The following is an 18,798-nucleotide window of genomic DNA, read 5'->3' as shown; positions in this document are numbered from 1 at the left end:
GCGACCGCGCCTGCCGACGGCTGTGGCCGGCCGAACCTTGCGAATCGCCTAGAACAGCTCACCCTGCGGGGAGGCTGGCGCGATCCGCACCGCCACGCGCCGACGCTGGCTGCCATGGCGCTCCAGCACTTCGCGGTTCAAGCGCGAGAGTTCCGGCTGCTGCTGGCGCCAGGCGCTCAGGCGGGCGCGCGCCTCGCGCGCGGCCTGCACGTGCTCGACGATCGGCGCCGGGTAGTCGCAGCCGATCACCGCGCCGTACTTCGCCTGCTGCACAGCACCCATCTTCCAGGGCTCATGGATCCAGGCGGCCGGCACGTTCGCCAGTTCGGGCAGCCAGCGGCGGATGAAATCGCCGTCCGGGTCCTGGTCCTGCGACTGCTTCACCGGGCTGTACATGCGCGGGATGTTGATGCCGGTGACGCCAGCCTGCATCTGCACCTGGCTGTAGTGGATGCCGGGCTCGTAGTCGGTGAAGCAGCGCGCCAGATGCAGGGCCGGCTGCCGCCAGTGCAGCCACAGCTGCCAGGAGGCGATCGCAACCAGCATCGCGCGCATGCGGAAGTTGAGCCAGCCGGTCTGCACCAGCGCGCGCATGCAGGCATCGACGAAGGGCCAGCCGGTCTCGCCGCGCGCCCAGGCCTGGAAGCGCGCAACGTCGAAATCGCCCTCGCGCAGGCCGTCGTAGCCAGGGTTGACGTTGCGGACTTCGATGGCCGGCTCGGACTCGAGCTTCTGGATGAAGTGGCAGTGCCAATGCAGCCGCGACTCGAAGCTGGCCAGCGCCCGCGGCCACTGACCTCGCAGCTCCTTCGGCAGCTGCTGCAGCTCGGCGCGTCGAAGCCGCGCGGTCTGCACCGCCTCGCGCATCGACAGCGTGCCGAGCGCCAGGTGCGGCGACAGCCGCGAGCAGGCGCGGCCGGCGGTGAGCGGGCTCGACATTTGCCGGGTGTAGTGCTCGCCGCGCTCATGCAGGAAGCCCTGCAGGCAGCGCAGCGCAGCGGCGCGTCCGCCGGGCTGCACGGTTTCATCCCGTGCGGAGGCCGCCAGCCCGCGCGGCCACTCGGGAATCGCGCCCGGCACCAGCGCCGTATGCGCGGGCAGTGGAAGCAAGCCGCGCGGCGCCGCGACCAGCGGGGCGTCCATTAGCGCTTCCCACTGGCTGGCCCAGCGCGCGCGGCGCTTCAAGCCACGGACCACGCCGAACTGCCGCCACTCGCGGAACACCACGCCGCGCTGACGGCACCAGGCGGCCACCGCACGATCGCGGGCGAAGGTCCAGGCGTTGCCGGTTTCCTCGTGTGCGTACAGCGCATCGAAGGGCAGGGCGCGGTGCAGGGCCTCGAGCACCGCGCAGACCTCGCCCTCGCGCACCACAAGCGGCTGGCCGAGCGCGGCCAGCGCCTCCCGCAGCTCGTACAGCGCCGGACGCAGCACCCGCCAGTGCCGCGCGGCCACGTCATCGAGCTGCCAGTAGCCGGGCTCGACCACGTACAGCGGCAGCACCGCGCCGCGTTCGGCGGCAACGGCCAGCGGCGCGTGGTCCTGCACGCGCAGGTCGCGTTTGAACCAGATCAGTGTGGTGGGGAGCGTCATGGGCGCGCAGTGTTGCGGGGTGGGCTCGCGCGGGACGTGAAGCGAGAGCGCCGCGAATCTGCAACCTTTGTTGTTTCAGAGTCGCGCTCCGGCAATGCTCGACCCCGAATCCCGAATCCCGAATCCCGAATCCCGAATCCCGAATCCCGAATCCCGAATCCCGAATCCCATGCTCGTCCAAGCCCCCCGCAGCACCCCCAGCGCCACCGAATTCGCCATCCTGATCGCCGTGGTCCTGGCCGCCCTCGTCTGGTCCGCCATCGACCCCACCGATCGCCTGACCTGGCTGCTGGAAGTGGTCTGGGTGATCGCCGCCCTGCCGCTGCTGATCGCCACGCGCCGGCGCTTTCCGCTGACCCGGCTGCTGTACTGGCTGATCGCGCTGCACTGCCTGATCCTGATCTACGGCGGCGCCTGGACCTATGCGCTGACGCCGCTGGGCCTGTGGGTGCAGGACGCGCTGGATCTCGCGCGCAACCACTACGACCGTCTCGGCCACTTCGCGCAAGGCTTCGTTCCGGCCATCCTCGGCCGCGAGCTGCTGCTGCGGCAGACCGCGCTGCGCGAGGGCGCCTGGCTGTTCTATCTGGTGACCTCGGCCTGTCTCGCCTTCTCGGCCTTCTTTGAGATGCTGGAGTGGTGGGCGGCGCTGGTCTGGGGCGGCGCCGCCGATGCCTTCCTCGCCACCCAGGGGGACGTCTGGGACACCCAGTGGGACATGTTCCTCGCGCTGTGCGGCGCGATCGCGGCGCAGCTGCTGTTCGGTCGCTGGCATGCACGGCAGCTGCCAGCGGCCTGAGTGCGATCCGCTAGACTTCGCGGCGTTTGGCGCGGCACGAGCTGCGCGCTTCGAGACCCTCCATGAAGATTTCGCTTGGCTCAGGCGGCGTGCGCTTCCCCGGCTGGCTGCATGTCGACGCCGATCCGCAGTGGCAGCCCGATGTGGTCGCCGACCTGTCGCAGCCGCTGCCCTTTGCCGATGACTACGCCGACTTCCTGCAGTCCGAGGACTTCATCGGCCAGCTCAGCTTCGCCCAGGCCCGCGAGCATCTGCGCGACTGTCACCGCGTGCTGAAGCGCGGCGGCGTGCTGCGCCTTCTGACGCCCGATCTCGCCGTGCTGGTCGACCACTACCAGCGCGGCGACACCCGCGTGCTGGAACTCTGGAAACGTGAGGTCGGCATCCCGCTGGTCACCGACACCCTTGGCGAGCTGATACACGCCGCGCTGACCTTCGCCGGGCAGAAGAGCTTCTACGACGAGGCCACCCTGCGCGCCCTGCTCGAGCCGATCGGCTTCGAGGTGCAGCGCGTGGCGTACAACGCGAGCGCCTGGCCTGAGCTCCGCGGCCTGGACCTGCGCAGCCCGGACAACGCGATCAGCCTCTACCTTGACTGCCGCAAGCGCTGAGCATGGCCGCGCGTCCGCGTCTGCTGAGTCCACGCGCCTGGCTGCGGCGCGGTCGCGAGTTCACCGAGCTGTTCCTGCTGCCAGTCGCCCTGACCCTGCTGCCCTGGGCCTGGGTGCTGCGGCTCACCCGCGGGCTCTCGCGCTGGCAGGGCTGGTACGTGGAGGAGATCCGCGAATCGGTGGCGCGCGCCGAGCGCTGCGGCTGGGCGCCGGATGCGGCCGCCTTCGCGCGCAGGCTGCGCTGGCGTCTGCTGATCGAGCACATGGACTGCTTCCTGGTGCCGATGCGCGGCCGCGGCTATCTGCGGCGCTGGGTGCGCGCCAGCGGCGACGCGCTGCCCGATCGCGGACCGGTGATGTTCATCGGCACCCACCACGGCTGCGGCTACTGGTTCCTGCCCTATGCGAAGTCGCTGGGCCTGTGCCCGAACATCGTGGCGCCGCGGCTGGGCCCTCTGCTCAGCCGCTCCTCGCTGTTCGGCAACCTCTACGTGCGCCTGCGTCACAAGCTGATCGCCTTCGCGGCCGGCCGACCGCTGGTGTATCGCGGGAACGCAGGTGAGGCGGTGCGGCAGATTCTGATCGAGGGTGACTGCGGCTTCGGCCTTTGCGACATGCCCACCAACCGTCCGGATGCCATCGAGGTCGAGCTGGCCGGGCTCGACACCCGGCTGGCGCAGAACATGTTCGAGATCGCCGCCGCGGCCGGCGCGCCGGTCTATCTGTTCGCCACCGACACCGACCTCGACAGCGGCCAGCGGCAGATCCACTTCCAGCGCGTCGATGCGCTGCGAATCGAGGACCAGGTGCGGGCGTTCGCCGCGATGCTCGACGCTTCGATCCGCCGCGACCCCAGCGGCTGGCGCTTCTGGTCGATCGCCCACGCCTTCTTTCCGGGGCGGTTCCCCGAAGCGCACTGGAGACCCTGATGGCGCGCCTCGTTCTGACCTACCACGCCACCCGCCTCGAAGACTGGTCGCGGAGCGGCGCCGACCTGCTGGGCCTGCGCGCGGATCTGGCGCTGCTGGCGCGCGAAGGCGTGCCGGTGCTGCCGCTGGCGGACCTGCTCGCTCCTGGCTGCACGCGCGGCGTGGCGATCACCTTCGATGACGGCACGCGCATGGATGGCGAGTCGATCACCCACCCCCGCCTGGGCGTGCTGCCCTCGATGCTGTCGGTGCTGGTCGAGGCCCGCGCCGCGCATCCGCGCCTGTGCGTGTCGAGCTTCGTCATCGCTTCGGCGCAGGCGCGCGCCGACCTCGAGGCGGGGTTGGTCGACGACTACGGCCCGGCCCTGATGCACGACGGCTGGTGGCGCGCCGCCGCGCACTCCGGGCTGATGGAGCTCGAAAACCACAGCTGGGACCACAACCATCCGCTGGTAGCGCGGACGGCGCAGCGCGATAACCGCCGCGGCAGTTTTCTCGATATCGAGACCGAGGCCGAGGCCGAGGCGGAGATCAGCGCTGCCAGCGCCGAGATCGAGCGCGTGGTGGGCCGCCGGCCGCGCTGGTTCGCCTATCCCTTCGGCGATGTCAGCGACTTCCTGCGGCGCGACTGGCTGCCGCGGCGCGGGCCGCAGATCGGGCTGATGGCGGCCTTCACCACCGAGCCGCGCGCGCTGTCGCCGGACGACGAGCGCTGGGCCCTGCCGCGTTTCGTCAGCGGCCGCGACTGGCGCGACGACGATGGCTTGCTCGATCTGCTGCGGCGCGCAGGGGGCCTAAGCGAGCGGTAGGCGGATGCGCTGCGCCAGCGCGCGCCGGTCGCCGCCGCGGCTCAGCTCCGCGGCGGATCCGTCTCCGCTGAGCCTTGGGCCTCACCTCGATCTGCTGCGCGCGTGAAGCGCACCTCGCCCGCTTCGATCCGCAGCGGAAACTGCACCACCACGCCGCGCAGGGGCGGGACCTTGGGCGAGGGTGGACGCTGCGGGCCGTCCCACAGGGGCTGCACCTCGTTTGGCCGCGCCGGCTCCCAGGTCGCCTGCTCCAGCGCGCGCTGCTCGGCTTCGAGCTCTTCCTCGATCTCCCAGCTGTAGCGCTTGCGCGGCGGCAGCGGGTCGAGCCGCGCCCACAGCAGTCCGCTGATCACGCCGAACACCGCGCCGGCGAGGTGGTACTCCCAGCTCACGCCGGGCTCGCGCGGCAGCACCGTCAGCAGCATGCCGCCGTAGAGAAAGAAGGCGACGAAGCCGGTGGCGATGGCGACGCGGTCGCGGCGCATCAGCCCCAGCGTCAGCAGCAGGAACATCAGGCCGTGGGTGAGCCCGCTGGCGCCGATATGGAAGCTTTCGCGGGCGAAGCCCCACACCGCGAGGCCGGCCAGCGCCCAGATCAGCGGCAGGCTGCGCCAGGTGGCTTTGGGGAACGAGGCGAAGGCGAGGGTGCCCAGCACCAGCAGGGCCAGCGTGTTCGACATCAGATGCGCCACCGAGCCGTGCAGCAGCGGCGCGGTCAGCACGCCGAGCAGGCCGGCCCACTCGCGCGGACGGTTGCCGAGCACGCCGAAGTCGGTGTCGAAGGCGAGCTCGAAGGCCTTGATCCACCACAGCAGCACGATGAAGCCGCCGGCGATGAACAGACCGCGGCGGAAGCGCTGGCGGTCATGGGCAGCCTGGGTGGCCGGGTCGGGATGGGTTTCGTATACGGGGAGGTCCATGCCGTCGTGGATTTGGGGCGCGTCGCCCTTTGCGCAAGGGTGACCGGGGGCGCGTCGCGCCCGCGAAACGAGGTGACGAGGCCGCAGTCGGCCGCCTCGCGAGCGGCGCCCTTTCAGCCCAGCTTCATGCCAATCGCGCTCGGGCCTGACTCTGCGTACGCGTCGCAACGTATTGAAAAGGCAAAACAAACGCTGTTCATGAGGGCGCTGCGCCGCCCGCTGGGGGCGGCGATCGCTGCGGCTCGGAGCGCCGCGCTCACCCGCTCTTGCTCTTGCTGCACTGCCGCAGGCCGTAAGATGCGCGCCGTCACGCTTCTCCAAGCGCCTTTCGCGCCTCGTGCGTGCCTCGCACGCGACTCACGACACCCCGAATGACCGAATCCACCGCCATCGAGTTCGACCGCGTCACGCTGGCGCGTGGCCCGCGCGTGATCCTGCGCGAGGCCAGCCTGCGCGTGCCGGCTGGCAAGGTGACCGCGGTGATCGGTCCGTCCGGCGCCGGCAAGTCGACCCTGCTGCACGCGGTGACGGGCGAACTCGACGCCCAGGCCGGCCGCGTGCGCGTGCTCGGCTTTGAGCACCCCGCGCGCAGCACCGCCGAGCTGTTCCGCCTGCGTCGGCGCATGGGTGTGCTGCTGCAGGGCAATGGCCTGTTGACCGACCTTTCGACCTTCGAGAATGTCGCCCTGCCGCTGCGCGAGCACACCCGCCTGCCGGAGCCGGTGCTGCGCGAGCTGGTGCAGATGAAGTTGAACGCGGTCGGCTTGGCCGAGGCCGGCGCGCTGATGCCGCAGGAACTCTCGGGCGGCATGGCGCGCCGCGTGGCGCTCGCTCGCGCGCTGGTGCTGGACCCGCCGCTGATGTTGTACGACGAGCCGCTGACCGGCCTCGACCCCATCGCCTGCGGCGTGATCCTGTCCTTGATCCGCAACTTGAACGACAGTCTGGGCCTGACCAGCTTCGTGATCACCCACCATGTCGCCGAGAGCCTCGCGATGGCCGACCACGTGGTGGTCGTCGCCGAGCAGGGCATCGTCTTCGCCGGTTCGCCGGATGCACTGAACGCCACCCGCGATCCCCTGCTGCGTCAGTTCCTCGACGGCGCGCCGGACGGCCCCATCGGCTTCGACTATCGCCGCAGTGGCGCGGGGGCTTCGCATGGCTGAGATGCTCGCTTCGCTCGGCCGGATGGGCCTGTTTCTGCTGCGCGTGCTCGGCGCGATCCGGCCGGGCCACGGCTTTGTGCGCGACACCGCCGCGCAGATCTATTCGATCGGCTCGCGCTCGGTCTCGATTGTCGCGGTCGGCGGTGCCTTTGTCGGCCTGGTGCTCGCCCTGCAGGGCTACCGCACCTTGAGCACCTTCGGTGCCGGCAGCTCGCTGGGCACGCTGCTGGGTCTCACCCTGTATCGCGAACTCGGGCCGGTGCTGGCGGCGATCCTGTTCTGCGGGCGCGCCGGCTCGGCGATGGCCGCCGAGCTGGGCCTGATGCGCGCGACCGACCAGATCACCGCGCTGTCGATGATGGCGATCGATCCCGTGCGCAAGGTGGTCGCGCCGCGCTTCTTGGCCGGCGTGATCAGCCTGCCGGTGCTGACCATGGTGTTCTGCGCCTTCGCCATTCTCGGCGGCTACGTGCAGGGCGTGCTGGTGCTGGGGCTCGACAGCGGCTTCTACTGGAGCTCGCTGCAGCAGAGCATCGACCTGGTCGACGACTTCGGCCAGTCCATCGTCAAATCGATCTTCTTCGGCATCGCCACCACCCTGATCGCCACTTACGCCGGCTACCACGCGCCGCCCACCATCGAGGGCACCTCGATCGCCACCACCCGCTCGGTGGTGATGGGCTCGCTGATGGTGCTGTGCCTCGATTTCATCCTGAGCGCAACGCTGTACTGAGGACGCCATGGCAACTTCTGCAAAGACCGAATGGAGCGTCGGCTTCTTCATCCTGATGGGCTTCGCCTGCGCCCTGGTGCTGGCCTTCGCCTCCACCAACTCGAAGGACGGCCTGCGCGGCGAGAGCTACAGCGTGACCGCGCGCTTCTCCAACGCCGGTGAGCTGAAGGTGCGCGCGCCGGTGCGCATCGCCGGGGTCAAGGTCGGCGAGGTCGCGAGCGTGGTGCTCGACCCGGTCAGCTTCGATGCCATCGCCACGCTGCGGATCAGCAGCGATGCCGGCGAGCTGCCCGCGGACACCGCCGCCGCGATCTATACCAGCGGGCTGCTGGGCGATCGCTACGTGGGCCTGGCCCCGGGCGGCGACCCCGAGCCGCTCAAGGACGGCGACGAGATCCTGCTGACCCAGTCGGCTGTGGTGCTGGAACAGCTCATCGGCCAGTTCATGTTCGGTAACGGCGAATCGGGCGAAAAGACCGACGCCAGCCCTGCCGCTGCGGAGTAAAGGAGACCCCTATGCGCATCACCCATCTCGTGCAGTCGAGCCTGCTTGCCCTGCTGCTCTGCGCCAGCGCGGCGGTCGCCGCCAACGCCCGCCCCGCGGCTATCGTTGAAGAGCGCACCGAAAGTGTGTTGAAGACCCTGGTCGAGCAGCGCGCCGAGTTCAGCGCTGATCGCGGCAAGCTCAACGCCTTCGTCGAAAGCGAGCTCGACGCCCTGTTCGACCGTGAGTACTCAGCCCGCCTGGTGCTGGGTCGGCACAGCCGCGGCGCCGATCCGGCCAAGGTCAGCGCCTTTGCCAACGCCCTGGTAAAGAGCCTGCTCAACAAGTACGGCGCCGCCATGCTCGACGCCGACCCCAGCCTCGATGTGCGCGTCGCCGGCGAGACCGAGCTGCGCGGCGGCCAGATCGTGCGCGTGGCCAGCGAGATTCACCGCCGCGGCGGCGCCCCGGTCAAGGTCGACTATCTGTTCCGTCCGGTGGGTGAGGCCTGGCTGGTGTTCGATGTGATCGTCGAAGGCGTGTCCTACGTGCAGACCTTCCGCACCCAGTTCGATGAGCGCCTGCGTCGGCAGAGCCTGGACGAAGTGATCGAGGGCCTGAACCGCGGCGAGATCGATGTCCAGGGCTGAGCCCGCCCTGCAGATGCGCTTCGAGGCCGGCGTGCTGAAGCTCGCCGGACGCCTTGGCGTCGAAGAGGCCGCGACCTTGCTCGGCGAGGCCGCGCGCCACAGTGCCGCCCTGCAGCGCATCGACCTCGGTGCGCTCGACGACATCGACAGCGCCGGCGTCGCCTGCCTGCACCTGCTGCGGCGTGAGGCCGGAAGCGCTGGCCGAACGCTCGCCCTGCAGCCGGTCTCGTCACGCTACCGCGCCATCTGCGTCGCGCATCGACTGTCCACCGACTGACGCGCGAGCTTGCTCCTCCTCAGTCCAGCCCCACCCCCACGCCACACCCCGTCGCACCGAGCGCAGGAGAGCGCCATGAACACACGCATCGCACGCAGCCTCGTCGTCAGCGCGCTCGCGCTGGCGCTGCTCGGCCTGGGCCAGGATGGCCGCGCGCAGGACACCACCACGCCCCCCAGCTGGGGCCCGGGGCTGGACCTCGAGAACTCCGGCCCGCGCAGCGCCGCGGCCCAGGAATCGCAGAGGCAGCCTGATCCGTGGGAGCGCTTCAACCGCCCCATGCATCGTTTCAACATGACCCTGGACCGCTTCGCCCTGCGGCCCGTCGCCAAGACCTACCAGACCCTGACCCCGGCGCCGCTGCGTAACGGCGTGCGCAAGTTCTTCAGCAACCTGCAGCAGCCCTTGGCCTCGCTCAACCTGCTGCTGCAGGGCGAGCCGGGCCCGGCCGGCGCCGCGCTTGGCCGCTTCGCGATCAACGCCACCGTTGGCATCGGCGGCTTCTTCGATCCGGCCAGCCGCATGGAGATTCCCTACCGTGACGCCGACTTCGGCCAGACCCTGGGGCGCTGGGGCTGGCGCGACTCGCGCTATCTGGTCATGCCGATCTTCGGGCCGGGCACCCTGCGTGATGTCGGCGGCCGCCTCGCCACCACCCGCGTCAGCCCGATCAGCTGGACCGCCAGCGAGTACGGCTGGGGCGTCAGCGTGATGTACGGCATCGACGCGCGCGCCAGCGCCCTGCAGTTCGACGATCTGCTGCGCGAAGCCGAGGACGACTACCTGCTGGTCCGGGACGCCTACCTGCAGCGTCGCCGCTGCCAGATCGAGGACTGCAGCAGCGATCTCCCCGACTACCTGCTGCCCGACTACGACTACGAGATCCCCGACGTCGACCTCGGTGAGATCCGGCGCTGAGAGCATGTGAAAGATCCATCCCCCTACGGCGGCCGCCTCTGGCTGCCCGTGGCGGCAGCGCGCTGCGCGAATTCCGCGGTCACTGGCTCGCCAAACGCCCTTGAATTCACGTACCGCGCCTTGCCACGCACACCCAGAGACGCCTGCGCTATGGCGTCGGGATTTTTTCACTCGCTCTGAGCCCGGCCGGAGGGCGGGCTGAGCACCCGCCCGCCGCTCGAATTCACGGCCGGACGCTCCAGTCGCGCCTACGCTTCGCAGCCCAGGGGCCGATGCCGCCCGACCGCAGACCTCAGGCGTTTCCATGTCCACGCAGCCGCAGCCCGACCGCCTTGATGCCGTGCTCGACCAGGTCTGGAGCCTTCTGATCGAAGGCGCCGCGCGCCGCCAATCGCCCTTCCACCAGGGCGTGTTCGCCAGCCTTGGCGCGTACGGGCCCGACGCGCGCTACGTGGTGCTGCGTCGGGCCGAGCGCGAGACCTCACGCCTCGCTTTCCACACCGATCGCCGCTCGCCCAAGCTCCGCCAGTTGCACGACGACCCGCGCGCCAGCTGGTGTTTCTTCGGTGAGGGCGTGCAGCTGCGTCTCGCCGGTCGCGCCACGCCGCAGCTCGTGGGCGAGGCCGTCGACGCCGCCTGGCAGCGCACCACCGACTTCGGGCGTCGCTGCTACACCGTCGACAACGCGCCGGGTGCCGCCCTCACCGAGGCCGGCAGCGGCCTGCCGGCGGATGCGCTTCAGCCCGGCCTCGCGCCCGCAATCGTCGAACTGGGCCGCGAGCACTTCGCCCTGGTCGAGTTCACTCTTGAGCGGATCGACTGGCTGCACCTCGCCCACAGCGGCCACCGCCGCGCGCAGTTCGAGGCCGAGGACGGCTGGCACGGGCGGTGGGTGCAGCCCTGAGGGTCAGCGCCGGACGCGCGACCACGGAGCAAGTTCAGGATGGACGTGATCCGTGTCGCCCTGGCGCGCCCAGGATTCCGCGCATGTCACACCCCACCCTGTCGCATACTCCGGCCCGCCGTCCTTTCGCCACCGGAGCTGCGCGTGACGCCTGCGATCGAACTCATCGGCCTTGAAAAGTCCTTCGGCCCCAAGCACGCCGTGCGCGATCTGCACCTGAGCGTGCCGCGCGGTGCGCTGTACGGGATCATCGGCCCGAACGGCGCCGGCAAGAGCACCTCGCTGCGCATGCTGCTGTCGATCCTGTTTCCCGATCGCGGCGAGGTGCGGGTGCTGGGCTTCGATTCGGCGCTCAAGGCCAAGGACCGCATCGGCTATCTGCCGGAAGAGCGCGGCGTCTACCGCAAGATGAAGGTGGCCGACTTCCTTCTGCACATGGGCGTGCTCAAAGGCCTGTCGCGCGCCGAGGCCAAGCGCCGCGCCCAGCAGTGGCTGGAGCGTGTGGGCCTGCCCGAGGTCGCCAGGAAGCGCTGCGAGGAGCTGTCGAAAGGCATGCAGCAGAAGGTGCAGTTCATCGCCGCGACGATCCACGAACCCGAGCTGCTGATCCTCGACGAGCCCTTCAGCGGGCTTGACCCGGTGAACATGCGGCTGCTGAAGAGCCTGATCGAAGCCGAGCACGCGCGCGGCTGCACCGTGCTGTTCTCGACCCACGTCATGCCGCAGGCCGAGACCATGTGCGACCACATCGTCATGATCCATCAGGGCCGCAAGGTGCTGGACGATACCCTGGCCGGGATCCGCGCCGGGCATCAGCGCAACGCGATCCAGCTGGAGCCGCTGCGGCCCGCGGCGGAGGTGCCGGCCAGCGTGCGCGCCTTGCCCGGCGTCACCGGCATCAGCGCGCAGGAGGGTGGCTACCGCATCGCCCTGGCCGAAGGCACCGACCTGCCGGCCACGCTGGCCGCGCTGGCGCGCGAATGGCCGCCGGCCAAGCTGGAGATCGTCCGGCCCAGCCTGGAGGACATCTTCATCGACATCGTCGGCACCGACCTCAACGGGGAGCAGGGCGCATGAGCAAGGTGCTGCAGATCGCCTGGCGCGAATTCGTCTCCACCGCCCTGACCAAGGGCTTCCTGTTCGGTCTGGTGGCGGTGCCAGCCATGATGTTGGTCGGTCTTCTGCTGGTGCCGCTGCTGACCAACTTCAAGACGCCGCCCGTGCGCGGCGAAGTCGCCGTGCTCGACCTCTCGGGCGCCGGCATCGACGTGCGGCTGGCCGAGGCGCTGTCGCCCGAGGCCTTCGCCGAGCGCCGTCGCAAGACCCAGGCGCGCATCGATGCGGTGATGCCGGACGCCCTGCGCGGCCTGCAAGGTGGCGCACAGGCGCAGGCGGGCATGGAGGCCGCGCTCGGAGAAGTGCCCACGCTCAGCATCACCGCGCTCGCGCCCGGCGCCGATCTCGACGCCGAGAAGGCGCGCCTGCTGGATACCGGCGAAGGCGATGCGCGTCGCCTCGCCCTGCTGGTGATTGCCGCTGACGCCGTGCGCGCGGGCGACTCGGGCACGCTGGGCAGCTACGAGTTCTACATCCGCAAGAAGCTCGACGAACGCGTGGTGGGTGAGATCCGCGACGCCCTGCGTCCGGCCTTGATCGATGCGCGCATGCAGGCCAACGGACTCGATGCCTCGCAGGTCCGCGCCTTGAACGAGCTGCCGCGGGTGCGCGCCGTCACCGTTGGCGAAGACGGCGACAGCAGTGCGGCGCTGGCGGTGGGCGAGATCCTGCCGATCGCCTTCATGATGCTGATGTTCATGGCCATCATGACCGCCGGCCAGATGCTGGTGACCACCACGGTCGAGGAGAAATCCAGCCGCGTGGTCGAGGTGCTGCTGGCGGCGGTGTCGCCGACCCAGCTGATGGCCGGCAAGATCCTGGGTCAGCTCGGCGTGGGCCTGCTGATGATGTCGGTGTACGCCGGCCTCGGCGTGCTGGCGCTGTTGAGCTTCGCCCTGACCGGTCTGGTCGAGTTCTGGCAGCTCGCCGTGTTCGCTCTGTTCTTCCTGATCGCATTTGCCACCTTCGGTGCGCTGATGGCGGCGGCGGGTGCCGCGGTAAACGAGCTGCGCGAGGCGCAGAGCCTGCTGACTCCAGTGGTGCTGCTGGCGGTCGCGCCGATGCTGCTATGGATGCCGATCCGCAGCGACCCGAACTCCACGCTGGCTACCGTGCTCAGCCTGACGCCGCCGGTCAGCCCCTTCGTGATGGTGATGCGGATCAGCTCGAACACCCCGCCGCCGGTGTGGCAGATCGGTCTGGCCCTGCTGATCGGCCTGCTCTCCGCAGCCGCCGCCATGTGGGTGGCCGGCAAGGTCTTCCGCGTCGGCCTGCTGATGCACGGCAAGCCGCCGAACTTCGCGACCCTGCTGCGCTGGGTGCGGATGGCGTGAGCGGGATGGGGGACGATCGCTGCGCTTGTACGTGCCTGGACGGCCGCACATGACAGCGGTGAGGTTGAGGGTTCGAGTACTCGGGCTGACAGCACTCGGCCTCGCCGCATCGGCGGCTTTGCTTTGGCTCTGCCTGCGTCTGCTTTCCGCCTCGGAGGCTCCGTCTGCGGCCAGCGCAATGCTGGTTGCCGAAAAAGACAGCGCTGCCCCGGACGGCGCTGCGGATCGCCCGGCCGAGTCGCTTGCGCGGAGCTCTTCGTCGCCCTGGAGCGCGCACGCTTCGACGGCGGATCTGTCGGCGCTTCGGCTGCCTGCGCGCGGCACTTCGGTGCTCGATGTGGTGGCGGCCCTGGACAGTCGCGCCCGCGGGGGCGATGCCGTTGCCGCCTGCAGGCTGGCCGTGGAAGTTCTGACCTGTTCACCGCAGAACCTGGATCGCCAGCTTAGGTCGGGCCATGCGCGGTCTCAAATCGAAGCCCTCGCTCCCGAGGACCCGAGGCGATCCGTATGGCTCGCAAGGCTGGAGGAGATTGCGGATCGCAACGAGCAGCGTGCGCGTGCGTGTGAGGGCGCAGATGGGGCGCTGTTGAGGCGCGCCCCCCACTACGCGCTGATGGGTGCGCTCAGGCGCAATCCCACATCCACTGCGATTTTCCTGTCCAGTGATCAGGTCACGGCTGGCATGCTCGTGGCCGACCCTGCGCTGGCCGCCGCCTACCGCCAGCATGGCTGGCCGATGCTGCGCGGGCTGATCGAGAGCGGACATCCAATGGGCGCTTTCCTGTGGCAGGCCGCGCTGCCGAGGCCCGCTTCCGGAGGACTGCAGCCGTTCTCACTGTCCCCGATCTCGGAGTTGATCCCCGCGGACTGGCGGCGGCCTGAGCTTGCCTGGGCCCTGTGGCAGCGTGTCTCGCAGGCCATGGAGGTTCCCGCCTTCGGTCTGCCCGCGGGGTCCACCGATCCCGCCGCCCAAAGCGACGCTGAGACGCTGTTCCAGCGCTACTTTGCGCGAAGTCCCTGGATGCACTTGAGGGACGTGCAGGATGAGCCGCCAGATTCGCCGCTGCGAGGGCTCGACGTCGACGCGCACTACCAGCGGCAGCTGAACTATTGTGACCCGGCGTATCTTCCTTGAGGCGGGCGAACCGGAGCGTGCCATGGGCTGGCCGGAGGCTGAGGGTGCCTAGGTTGGCTTCACCACCATCAGCCAGAAGATCGTGAGCACGCTGAGAAAGGCCGGCCAGCCCAGCCAGAACCACGCCCGCATGGCGCGGTGGTAGGCGGGCGGAAGTTCGCCGCCCGAGCCCGCGGCCGCCGCGGCCAGATCGCGCGCCCGCAGCTGCAGCCACAGCACCGGCAGCCAGCAGGCGCCGACCACGAAGAAAAGCACGACGGAGGCGCGCCACCAGAAGGCCTCGATCGGCCAGCCGAGCTGCGCCGACAGCAGCAGACCGGTCACCAGCTGAACCACCACGGCAGGCGCGGTGAAGCAGGCATCGGCGATCACCACCGTGCGCGCGGTCGCCGCGATCACCCGCGCGTCGCCGCGCAGATGCGCCACCCAGAGGAAGAAGGCGATGCCGAGCCCGGTGCCAAACAGCAGCGTGGACGACAGGATGTGGATCCACTTCAGCCACAGATAGTCCATCGCCCTACCTCCGATCGCTCAGCACCCACAGCACGGCGAGTGCCGGCAGCAGGACGAGATTCTTGGCCAGCCCGCCCAGCGGGTCCAGCCACAGCGCGGGCACCAGCGCGCCGAACACCCCCGTGTAGCCGAGCACCAGCAGCAGGGTCGACGCCACCGCGGCGCGCGCTCGCCAGCCGCTCGCCAGCCATAGCGCAAGCACGAGGTCGACGCCGCCGGCGAAGCGCGCCAGGGCCACGGGTTCAAGCTGCGCCAGCAGACTGCCGGACGCCATCGCTTCGATCTGCGCGGCGGGCGTGACAAAGCCCGCCCAGGCCGAGATCAGGCACAGCAGGATCACGGTCCAACGGAGTACGGGGCCCAACAGATACAGCTGCGCCTGCCAGCGGTCCTGCGCCTGGCTGGGCGTCTGCGCCAGCACCGTCTCCAGATCGCGCGGCGCGGTGCCGAAATCGGCGAGCAATCGTTGATGTGCATCCGGCGCGCAGACATTGCCGCGCTTCAGCATCCGCCACATCGTCTGGCCCATCGGGCCGACGCCGAAACGCTCGCCCACTGCCACCGCGGCATCCACGGCCCACAGCGGCGTCGGCAGCGTGCGCGCGCCTGGGATCCGCAGCCACGCCCGCCAGCGCAGCAGGTAGTCGCGCAGGCTCAGCGGCTGCGCGCAGCCGACCTCGAACACGCCGCGCTGCTCGGCTTCGAGCGCGGCCACCACGAGTTCGCCCAGGTCTTCCGCCGCCAGCGGCTGCACCGGCCATGCGCCCGCGCCCGGCAGCGGCACGGCGACCGGCAGGGCCGACAGTGCGCGCAACAGCGAGGTGCCCCCATAAGAGCCGCGCGGCGTGTAGACGATCGAAGGCCGCAGCACCACCGCGCGCAGCTCAAGGGCCAGCAGTGCGGCATCGAAGCGGTGCTTGGAGGCGATGAACTCGCCGTCGGCAGGATCGCCGAGCGCCGAGATCTGCACGAAGTCGCGGACGCCGTGTTCCACGCAGGCCCGCGCCAGCGCCAAAGGGCCGGTGTGGTGGATCGCCTCGAAGGACTGCGTGGGCGTCTCGCGCAGAATGCCCGCGACATTGACCACAGCATCCACGCCGTCGAGCAGGGCGCGCCAGTCGGTGCTGTCCTGCGCCCGCGCGAAGTCGCAGTGGCGTTCGTCCGCAGCGGTCGGCTGCGAACGCACGCCGCGGATCACACGCCAGCCGCGGGCACGTAGGGCGGCGATGATGAAGCCGGCGAGGAAGCCGTGGGCGCCGGTGATGAGGGCGGTGCGGGGAGGTTGGTCAATCCGGACGGGACACATGGACATCCTGCTCACTGCTTCGCCCCAAGCCCGGACTCCACTTGGAGGTGCTGGCTTTCGTTGAGCGAATGATCTGCCTGAAGGCGGAATTCATCTGCTCGGACAAGCAATGCGTTGCCCGTCTCGCGATCCCCGGCATCTTCCAGAGCTGCGGCTGCCGAGAGGGCGCCGATCTGGATAGTCAAATCCAGCGACGCAAGCAAATGTGGCGCAGCCGCGAACGGAAGAGATGCGTTGCATGCCGAAAGAAGATCCAAGGCGAGCGTGCCACGATGCGTAAGGTCATGGAGCTTGCTCACCGCTGCTCTCGACAAATGCACAAGGTCCAGTTCCCGAGCGCAGATCCTCACCGGAAGCTGTAAAGAGTCGAGGTCTTTCAATGTCTGCGCCAGGAGCTCGAATCGGCCCGTCCCTTCGGCGATTTGGCATAGCTGAACGTCTCTCGCAAACCAACGCGCCCAACACCCACGCAGGAAGGCTTCAGTTTGCGGACGGATCAACGCTAGCGCGCTACCTACATGACCCAGCTTCAGAAGCGCGCCAAAGCTTGCACCGTCTTGATTCGCGAGAATCCACAGCCGTCGGGAAATGTGCTCGCGTGGGACGTTCCCGATAGCAAGGCCCTCCAAGGCGTCCTGAAACGCCGTGGCAGTCCGGAGATGGCAGATGACTACTGACCTGAATGCTTCGTGGTTCATATCGTGAATGCACTCCAACAGCTCGCACTGGCTGACCTTTCCAGCCGAGCCCAGTGTGCAACCGGCATCGTCATGGTGTGCGGTGGCATAGCCCCTCTCCCCTTGTGGGAGAGGGGTTGGGGAGAGGGGTGAGACACCGTGCCGGAAGCCGCCTACCCCTCTCCCCCGACCCCTCTCCCACAAGGGGAGAGGGGGGAGGCGCTCAATCCGACTCACCGGGGAACTCTTGCGCGTCGCACTACCGCAGCCACCGCCACAGCGTACTGCGCGATACCCCCAGCGCTTCCGCGGCCGCATTGCGTGATCCCCCATGCCGTTCCAGCAACGCGTGCAACTCGGTGGCCGAGGGGCGAGTCGACGTCGCGCTCACCGCAGCGTTGCCGACCCGCAGGGAAGCGAGCGCCGACGGATCAAGCGCAGCCGTCGTTACGCCAAGGCCCAACTCCGGCGCCAGCCGCATCAACAGCGCCGCCTCGATCTCCACCACCGCCGGATCGACCTGCGCATGCAGCCGCTCCAGCAGGTTGCGCAGCTCGCGCACATTGCCGGGCCATGGGTACGCAGCCATCAGCGCGATCGCTTCGGCGCTGAACTTCAGTTCGCGCATGCCCAGGCCGCGGCGGCGCAGGCTGTCCTGCAGGCTGCTGATGAGGGCGGGCAGGTCCTCGCGTCGCTCGCGCAGCGGCGGCAGGCGCAGGCGCAGCACGTCGAGGCGGTAGAACAGGTCGGCGCGGAAGCGTCCTTCGGCGACCGCCGCGCGCAGGTCGACGTGGCTGGCGGCGATCACCCGCAGGTCGACCGGGATCGGGTTCGACGCGCCGACGCGCAGCACCTCGCGTTCCTCCAGCACGCGCAGCAGGCGCGTCTGCAGGGCCAGCGGCATCTCGCCGATTTCGTCCAGGAACAGGCTGCCGCCGCTGGCGGTTTCGATCAGTCCGGCTCGGCCGCCACGGCGTGCGCCGGTGAATGCGCCTTCGTCGTGACCGAACAGCTCGCCTTCCAGCAGCGACTCCGGCACCGCGCCGCAGTTGATCGCCACGAATGCGCCGCGCCGGCGTGGGCTGACGCCGTGCAGGGCCTGGGCGACCAGCTCCTTGCCGCTGCCGGTTTCGCCCTGGATCAACACCGTGGCCGAGCTGCTTGCCGCGCGGCGGATCTGCTCGCGCAGCTCGACCATGGCGGCGCTGGCGCCGACCAGATCCTCCAGCGCATGCCGCGGCGCGCCGGGCTTCTTCGCGCGCGGGCTGGGGGCGTGTTCCTCCTGCGCGATCAGCGGGCGCGCGACGTCGAGCGCGCTCTCGAAGGCCTGACGGATCGAGTCGGCCGAGTACATCAGCACGCCCGCCACGCCGGCCTGTTCGGCCAGTTCAGTCACAAGCCCCGTGCCGACGATCGCGCGCACGCCCTGGCTGACGAGATCGCCCACGGCTGAGCGCGCTTCTTCCGCCGTGATGAAGCTGCGCTGGGCGATGTCGAGGCCGAAGTGGCGCTGGAACTCGGCGAACACCGGCAGATCGGTTTCGTGGGTGATCACGCCGATGCGTTCGGCGATGCGCCGCGCGCGCGACAGCGCCTGCATCAGATCGAAACCCGAAGCGCGCACCAGCACCAGCGGACGGCTGATGCGATTGCGCAGGTAGGCGCCGTTGCTGCCGGCCGAGATCAACACGTCGACGCGCTCGCTGGGCAGGCGCGTGCGGATGTGGCGAACGGCGTCCTCGAAGCCGAGGTTCAAGTTCTCGATGCGCGCGCGGCCGTCGAACTCGGGCGTGACTTCGCGCAGCAGCTGCGAGAGGCGCGAGACGGAGGCCGTCCAGATGACGGGCAGGCGGGTCGATTCGGGATGCGCGCTCATGTCGCGTGTTTCAGTGCTGGTGGCGCATTGAAACACTCTTGCGACGGT

General features: G+C 69.6%; 20 protein-coding genes. 14 read left to right on the top strand and 6 right to left on the bottom strand.

Annotation, left to right across the window (positions count from 1 at the left end):
* Positions 1-48: 48 nt before the first annotated feature.
* Positions 49-1,593 (bottom strand): deoxyribodipyrimidine photo-lyase, encoded by a 1,545-nt coding sequence (locus tag H4O13_14555; protein ID MBE5316611.1) that lies wholly within the window; start codon positions 1,591-1,593, stop codon positions 49-51.
* A gap of 169 nt (positions 1,594-1,762) precedes the next feature.
* Here H4O13_14555 and H4O13_14550 point away from each other — a divergent pair, with 169 nt between their 5' ends.
* The 4 genes from H4O13_14550 to H4O13_14535 all read left to right on the top strand — a co-directional run bounded on the left by H4O13_14550 (position 1,763) and on the right by H4O13_14535 (position 4,741).
* Positions 1,763-2,392, top strand: coding sequence for a DUF2238 domain-containing protein (locus H4O13_14550; protein ID MBE5316610.1), 630 nt, complete (start codon positions 1,763-1,765; stop codon positions 2,390-2,392).
* Positions 2,393-2,454: 62 nt separating this feature from the next.
* Positions 2,455-3,003, top strand: coding sequence for a methyltransferase domain-containing protein (locus H4O13_14545; protein ID MBE5316609.1), 549 nt, complete (start codon positions 2,455-2,457; stop codon positions 3,001-3,003).
* Between the two features lie 2 nt (positions 3,004-3,005).
* Positions 3,006-3,932 carry a hypothetical protein gene (locus H4O13_14540; GenBank protein MBE5316608.1) on the top strand — a complete coding sequence of 309 codons (927 nt, stop codon included), beginning with the start codon at positions 3,006-3,008 and terminating at the stop codon, positions 3,930-3,932.
* Positions 3,932-4,741 carry a polysaccharide deacetylase family protein gene (locus H4O13_14535; GenBank protein MBE5316607.1) on the top strand — a complete coding sequence of 270 codons (810 nt, stop codon included), beginning with the start codon at positions 3,932-3,934 and terminating at the stop codon, positions 4,739-4,741. The genes H4O13_14540 and H4O13_14535 overlap by 1 nt, the downstream gene beginning before the upstream one ends.
* 41 nt (positions 4,742-4,782) lie before the next feature.
* Here H4O13_14535 and H4O13_14530 read toward each other — a convergent pair whose 3' ends face one another.
* Positions 4,783-5,661 carry a rhomboid family intramembrane serine protease gene (locus H4O13_14530; protein MBE5316606.1) on the bottom strand — a complete coding sequence of 293 codons (879 nt, stop codon included), beginning with the start codon at positions 5,659-5,661 and terminating at the stop codon, positions 4,783-4,785.
* Positions 5,662-6,032: 371 nt separating this feature from the next.
* Here H4O13_14530 and H4O13_14525 point away from each other — a divergent pair, with 371 nt between their 5' ends.
* From H4O13_14525 to H4O13_14480, 10 genes are all read left to right on the top strand, one after another.
* Positions 6,033-6,827 (top strand): ATP-binding cassette domain-containing protein, encoded by a 795-nt coding sequence (locus tag H4O13_14525; GenBank protein ID MBE5316605.1) that lies wholly within the window; start codon positions 6,033-6,035, stop codon positions 6,825-6,827.
* Complete coding sequence (locus H4O13_14520) at positions 6,820-7,560, top strand: ABC transporter permease (GenBank protein ID MBE5316604.1); 741 nt, start codon at positions 6,820-6,822, stop codon at positions 7,558-7,560. The genes H4O13_14525 and H4O13_14520 overlap by 8 nt, the downstream gene beginning before the upstream one ends.
* Before the next feature lie 7 nt (positions 7,561-7,567).
* Entirely contained in the window at positions 7,568-8,065 is a 498-nt protein-coding gene (mlaD, locus tag H4O13_14515; GenBank protein ID MBE5316603.1) for an outer membrane lipid asymmetry maintenance protein MlaD, read from the top strand.
* Positions 8,066-8,082: 17 nt separating this feature from the next.
* Positions 8,083-8,694 (top strand): ABC transporter substrate-binding protein, encoded by a 612-nt coding sequence (locus tag H4O13_14510; GenBank protein MBE5316602.1) that lies wholly within the window; start codon positions 8,083-8,085, stop codon positions 8,692-8,694.
* Positions 8,681-8,971, top strand: a complete 291-nt coding sequence (locus H4O13_14505) for an STAS domain-containing protein (GenBank protein MBE5316601.1) — start codon at positions 8,681-8,683, stop codon at positions 8,969-8,971. Before H4O13_14510 ends, H4O13_14505 begins: the two co-directional genes overlap by 14 nt.
* Before the next feature lie 75 nt (positions 8,972-9,046).
* Entirely contained in the window at positions 9,047-9,889 is an 843-nt protein-coding gene (locus H4O13_14500; GenBank protein ID MBE5316600.1) for a VacJ family lipoprotein, read from the top strand.
* A 304-nt stretch (positions 9,890-10,193) separates the two neighbouring features.
* Positions 10,194-10,793 (top strand): pyridoxamine 5'-phosphate oxidase family protein, encoded by a 600-nt coding sequence (locus tag H4O13_14495; GenBank protein MBE5316599.1) that lies wholly within the window; start codon positions 10,194-10,196, stop codon positions 10,791-10,793.
* A 144-nt stretch (positions 10,794-10,937) separates the two neighbouring features.
* Entirely contained in the window at positions 10,938-11,870 is a 933-nt protein-coding gene (locus tag H4O13_14490) for an ATP-binding cassette domain-containing protein (protein MBE5316598.1), read from the top strand.
* Positions 11,867-13,243 (top strand): ABC transporter permease, encoded by a 1,377-nt coding sequence (locus H4O13_14485; protein MBE5316597.1) that lies wholly within the window; start codon positions 11,867-11,869, stop codon positions 13,241-13,243. The genes H4O13_14490 and H4O13_14485 overlap by 4 nt, the downstream gene beginning before the upstream one ends.
* A 400-nt stretch (positions 13,244-13,643) precedes the next feature.
* On the top strand, positions 13,644-14,378 hold the full coding sequence (locus tag H4O13_14480; protein MBE5316596.1) for a hypothetical protein: 735 nt from the start codon (positions 13,644-13,646) through the stop codon (positions 14,376-14,378).
* A gap of 48 nt (positions 14,379-14,426) precedes the next feature.
* On the opposite strand, the gene H4O13_14475 is transcribed toward H4O13_14480, so the two are convergent.
* From H4O13_14475 to prpR, 4 genes are all read right to left on the bottom strand, one after another.
* The gene (locus H4O13_14475) at positions 14,427-14,891 is read right to left on the bottom strand and encodes a DUF2269 domain-containing protein (GenBank protein MBE5316595.1); all 465 of its coding nucleotides are present in this window, start codon (positions 14,889-14,891) and stop codon (positions 14,427-14,429) included.
* A gap of 4 nt (positions 14,892-14,895) precedes the next feature.
* Entirely contained in the window at positions 14,896-16,197 is a 1,302-nt protein-coding gene (locus H4O13_14470; protein MBE5316594.1) for an SDR family oxidoreductase, read from the bottom strand.
* A gap of 11 nt (positions 16,198-16,208) precedes the next feature.
* Entirely contained in the window at positions 16,209-16,895 is a 687-nt protein-coding gene (locus tag H4O13_14465; protein ID MBE5316593.1) for a hypothetical protein, read from the bottom strand.
* A gap of 238 nt (positions 16,896-17,133) precedes the next feature.
* Positions 17,134-18,750, bottom strand: coding sequence for a propionate catabolism operon regulatory protein PrpR (gene prpR / locus H4O13_14460; protein ID MBE5316592.1), 1,617 nt, complete (start codon positions 18,748-18,750; stop codon positions 17,134-17,136).
* Between the last annotated feature and the right edge of the window lie 48 nt (positions 18,751-18,798).

Source organism: Lysobacterales bacterium (genome assembly GCA_014946745.1).
GTDB lineage: Bacteria > Pseudomonadota > Gammaproteobacteria > Xanthomonadales > Xanthomonadaceae > Aquimonas.
The sequence above is the reverse complement of the archived record's forward strand: the minus strand, read 5'-3'. Positions and strand labels throughout refer to the sequence as shown.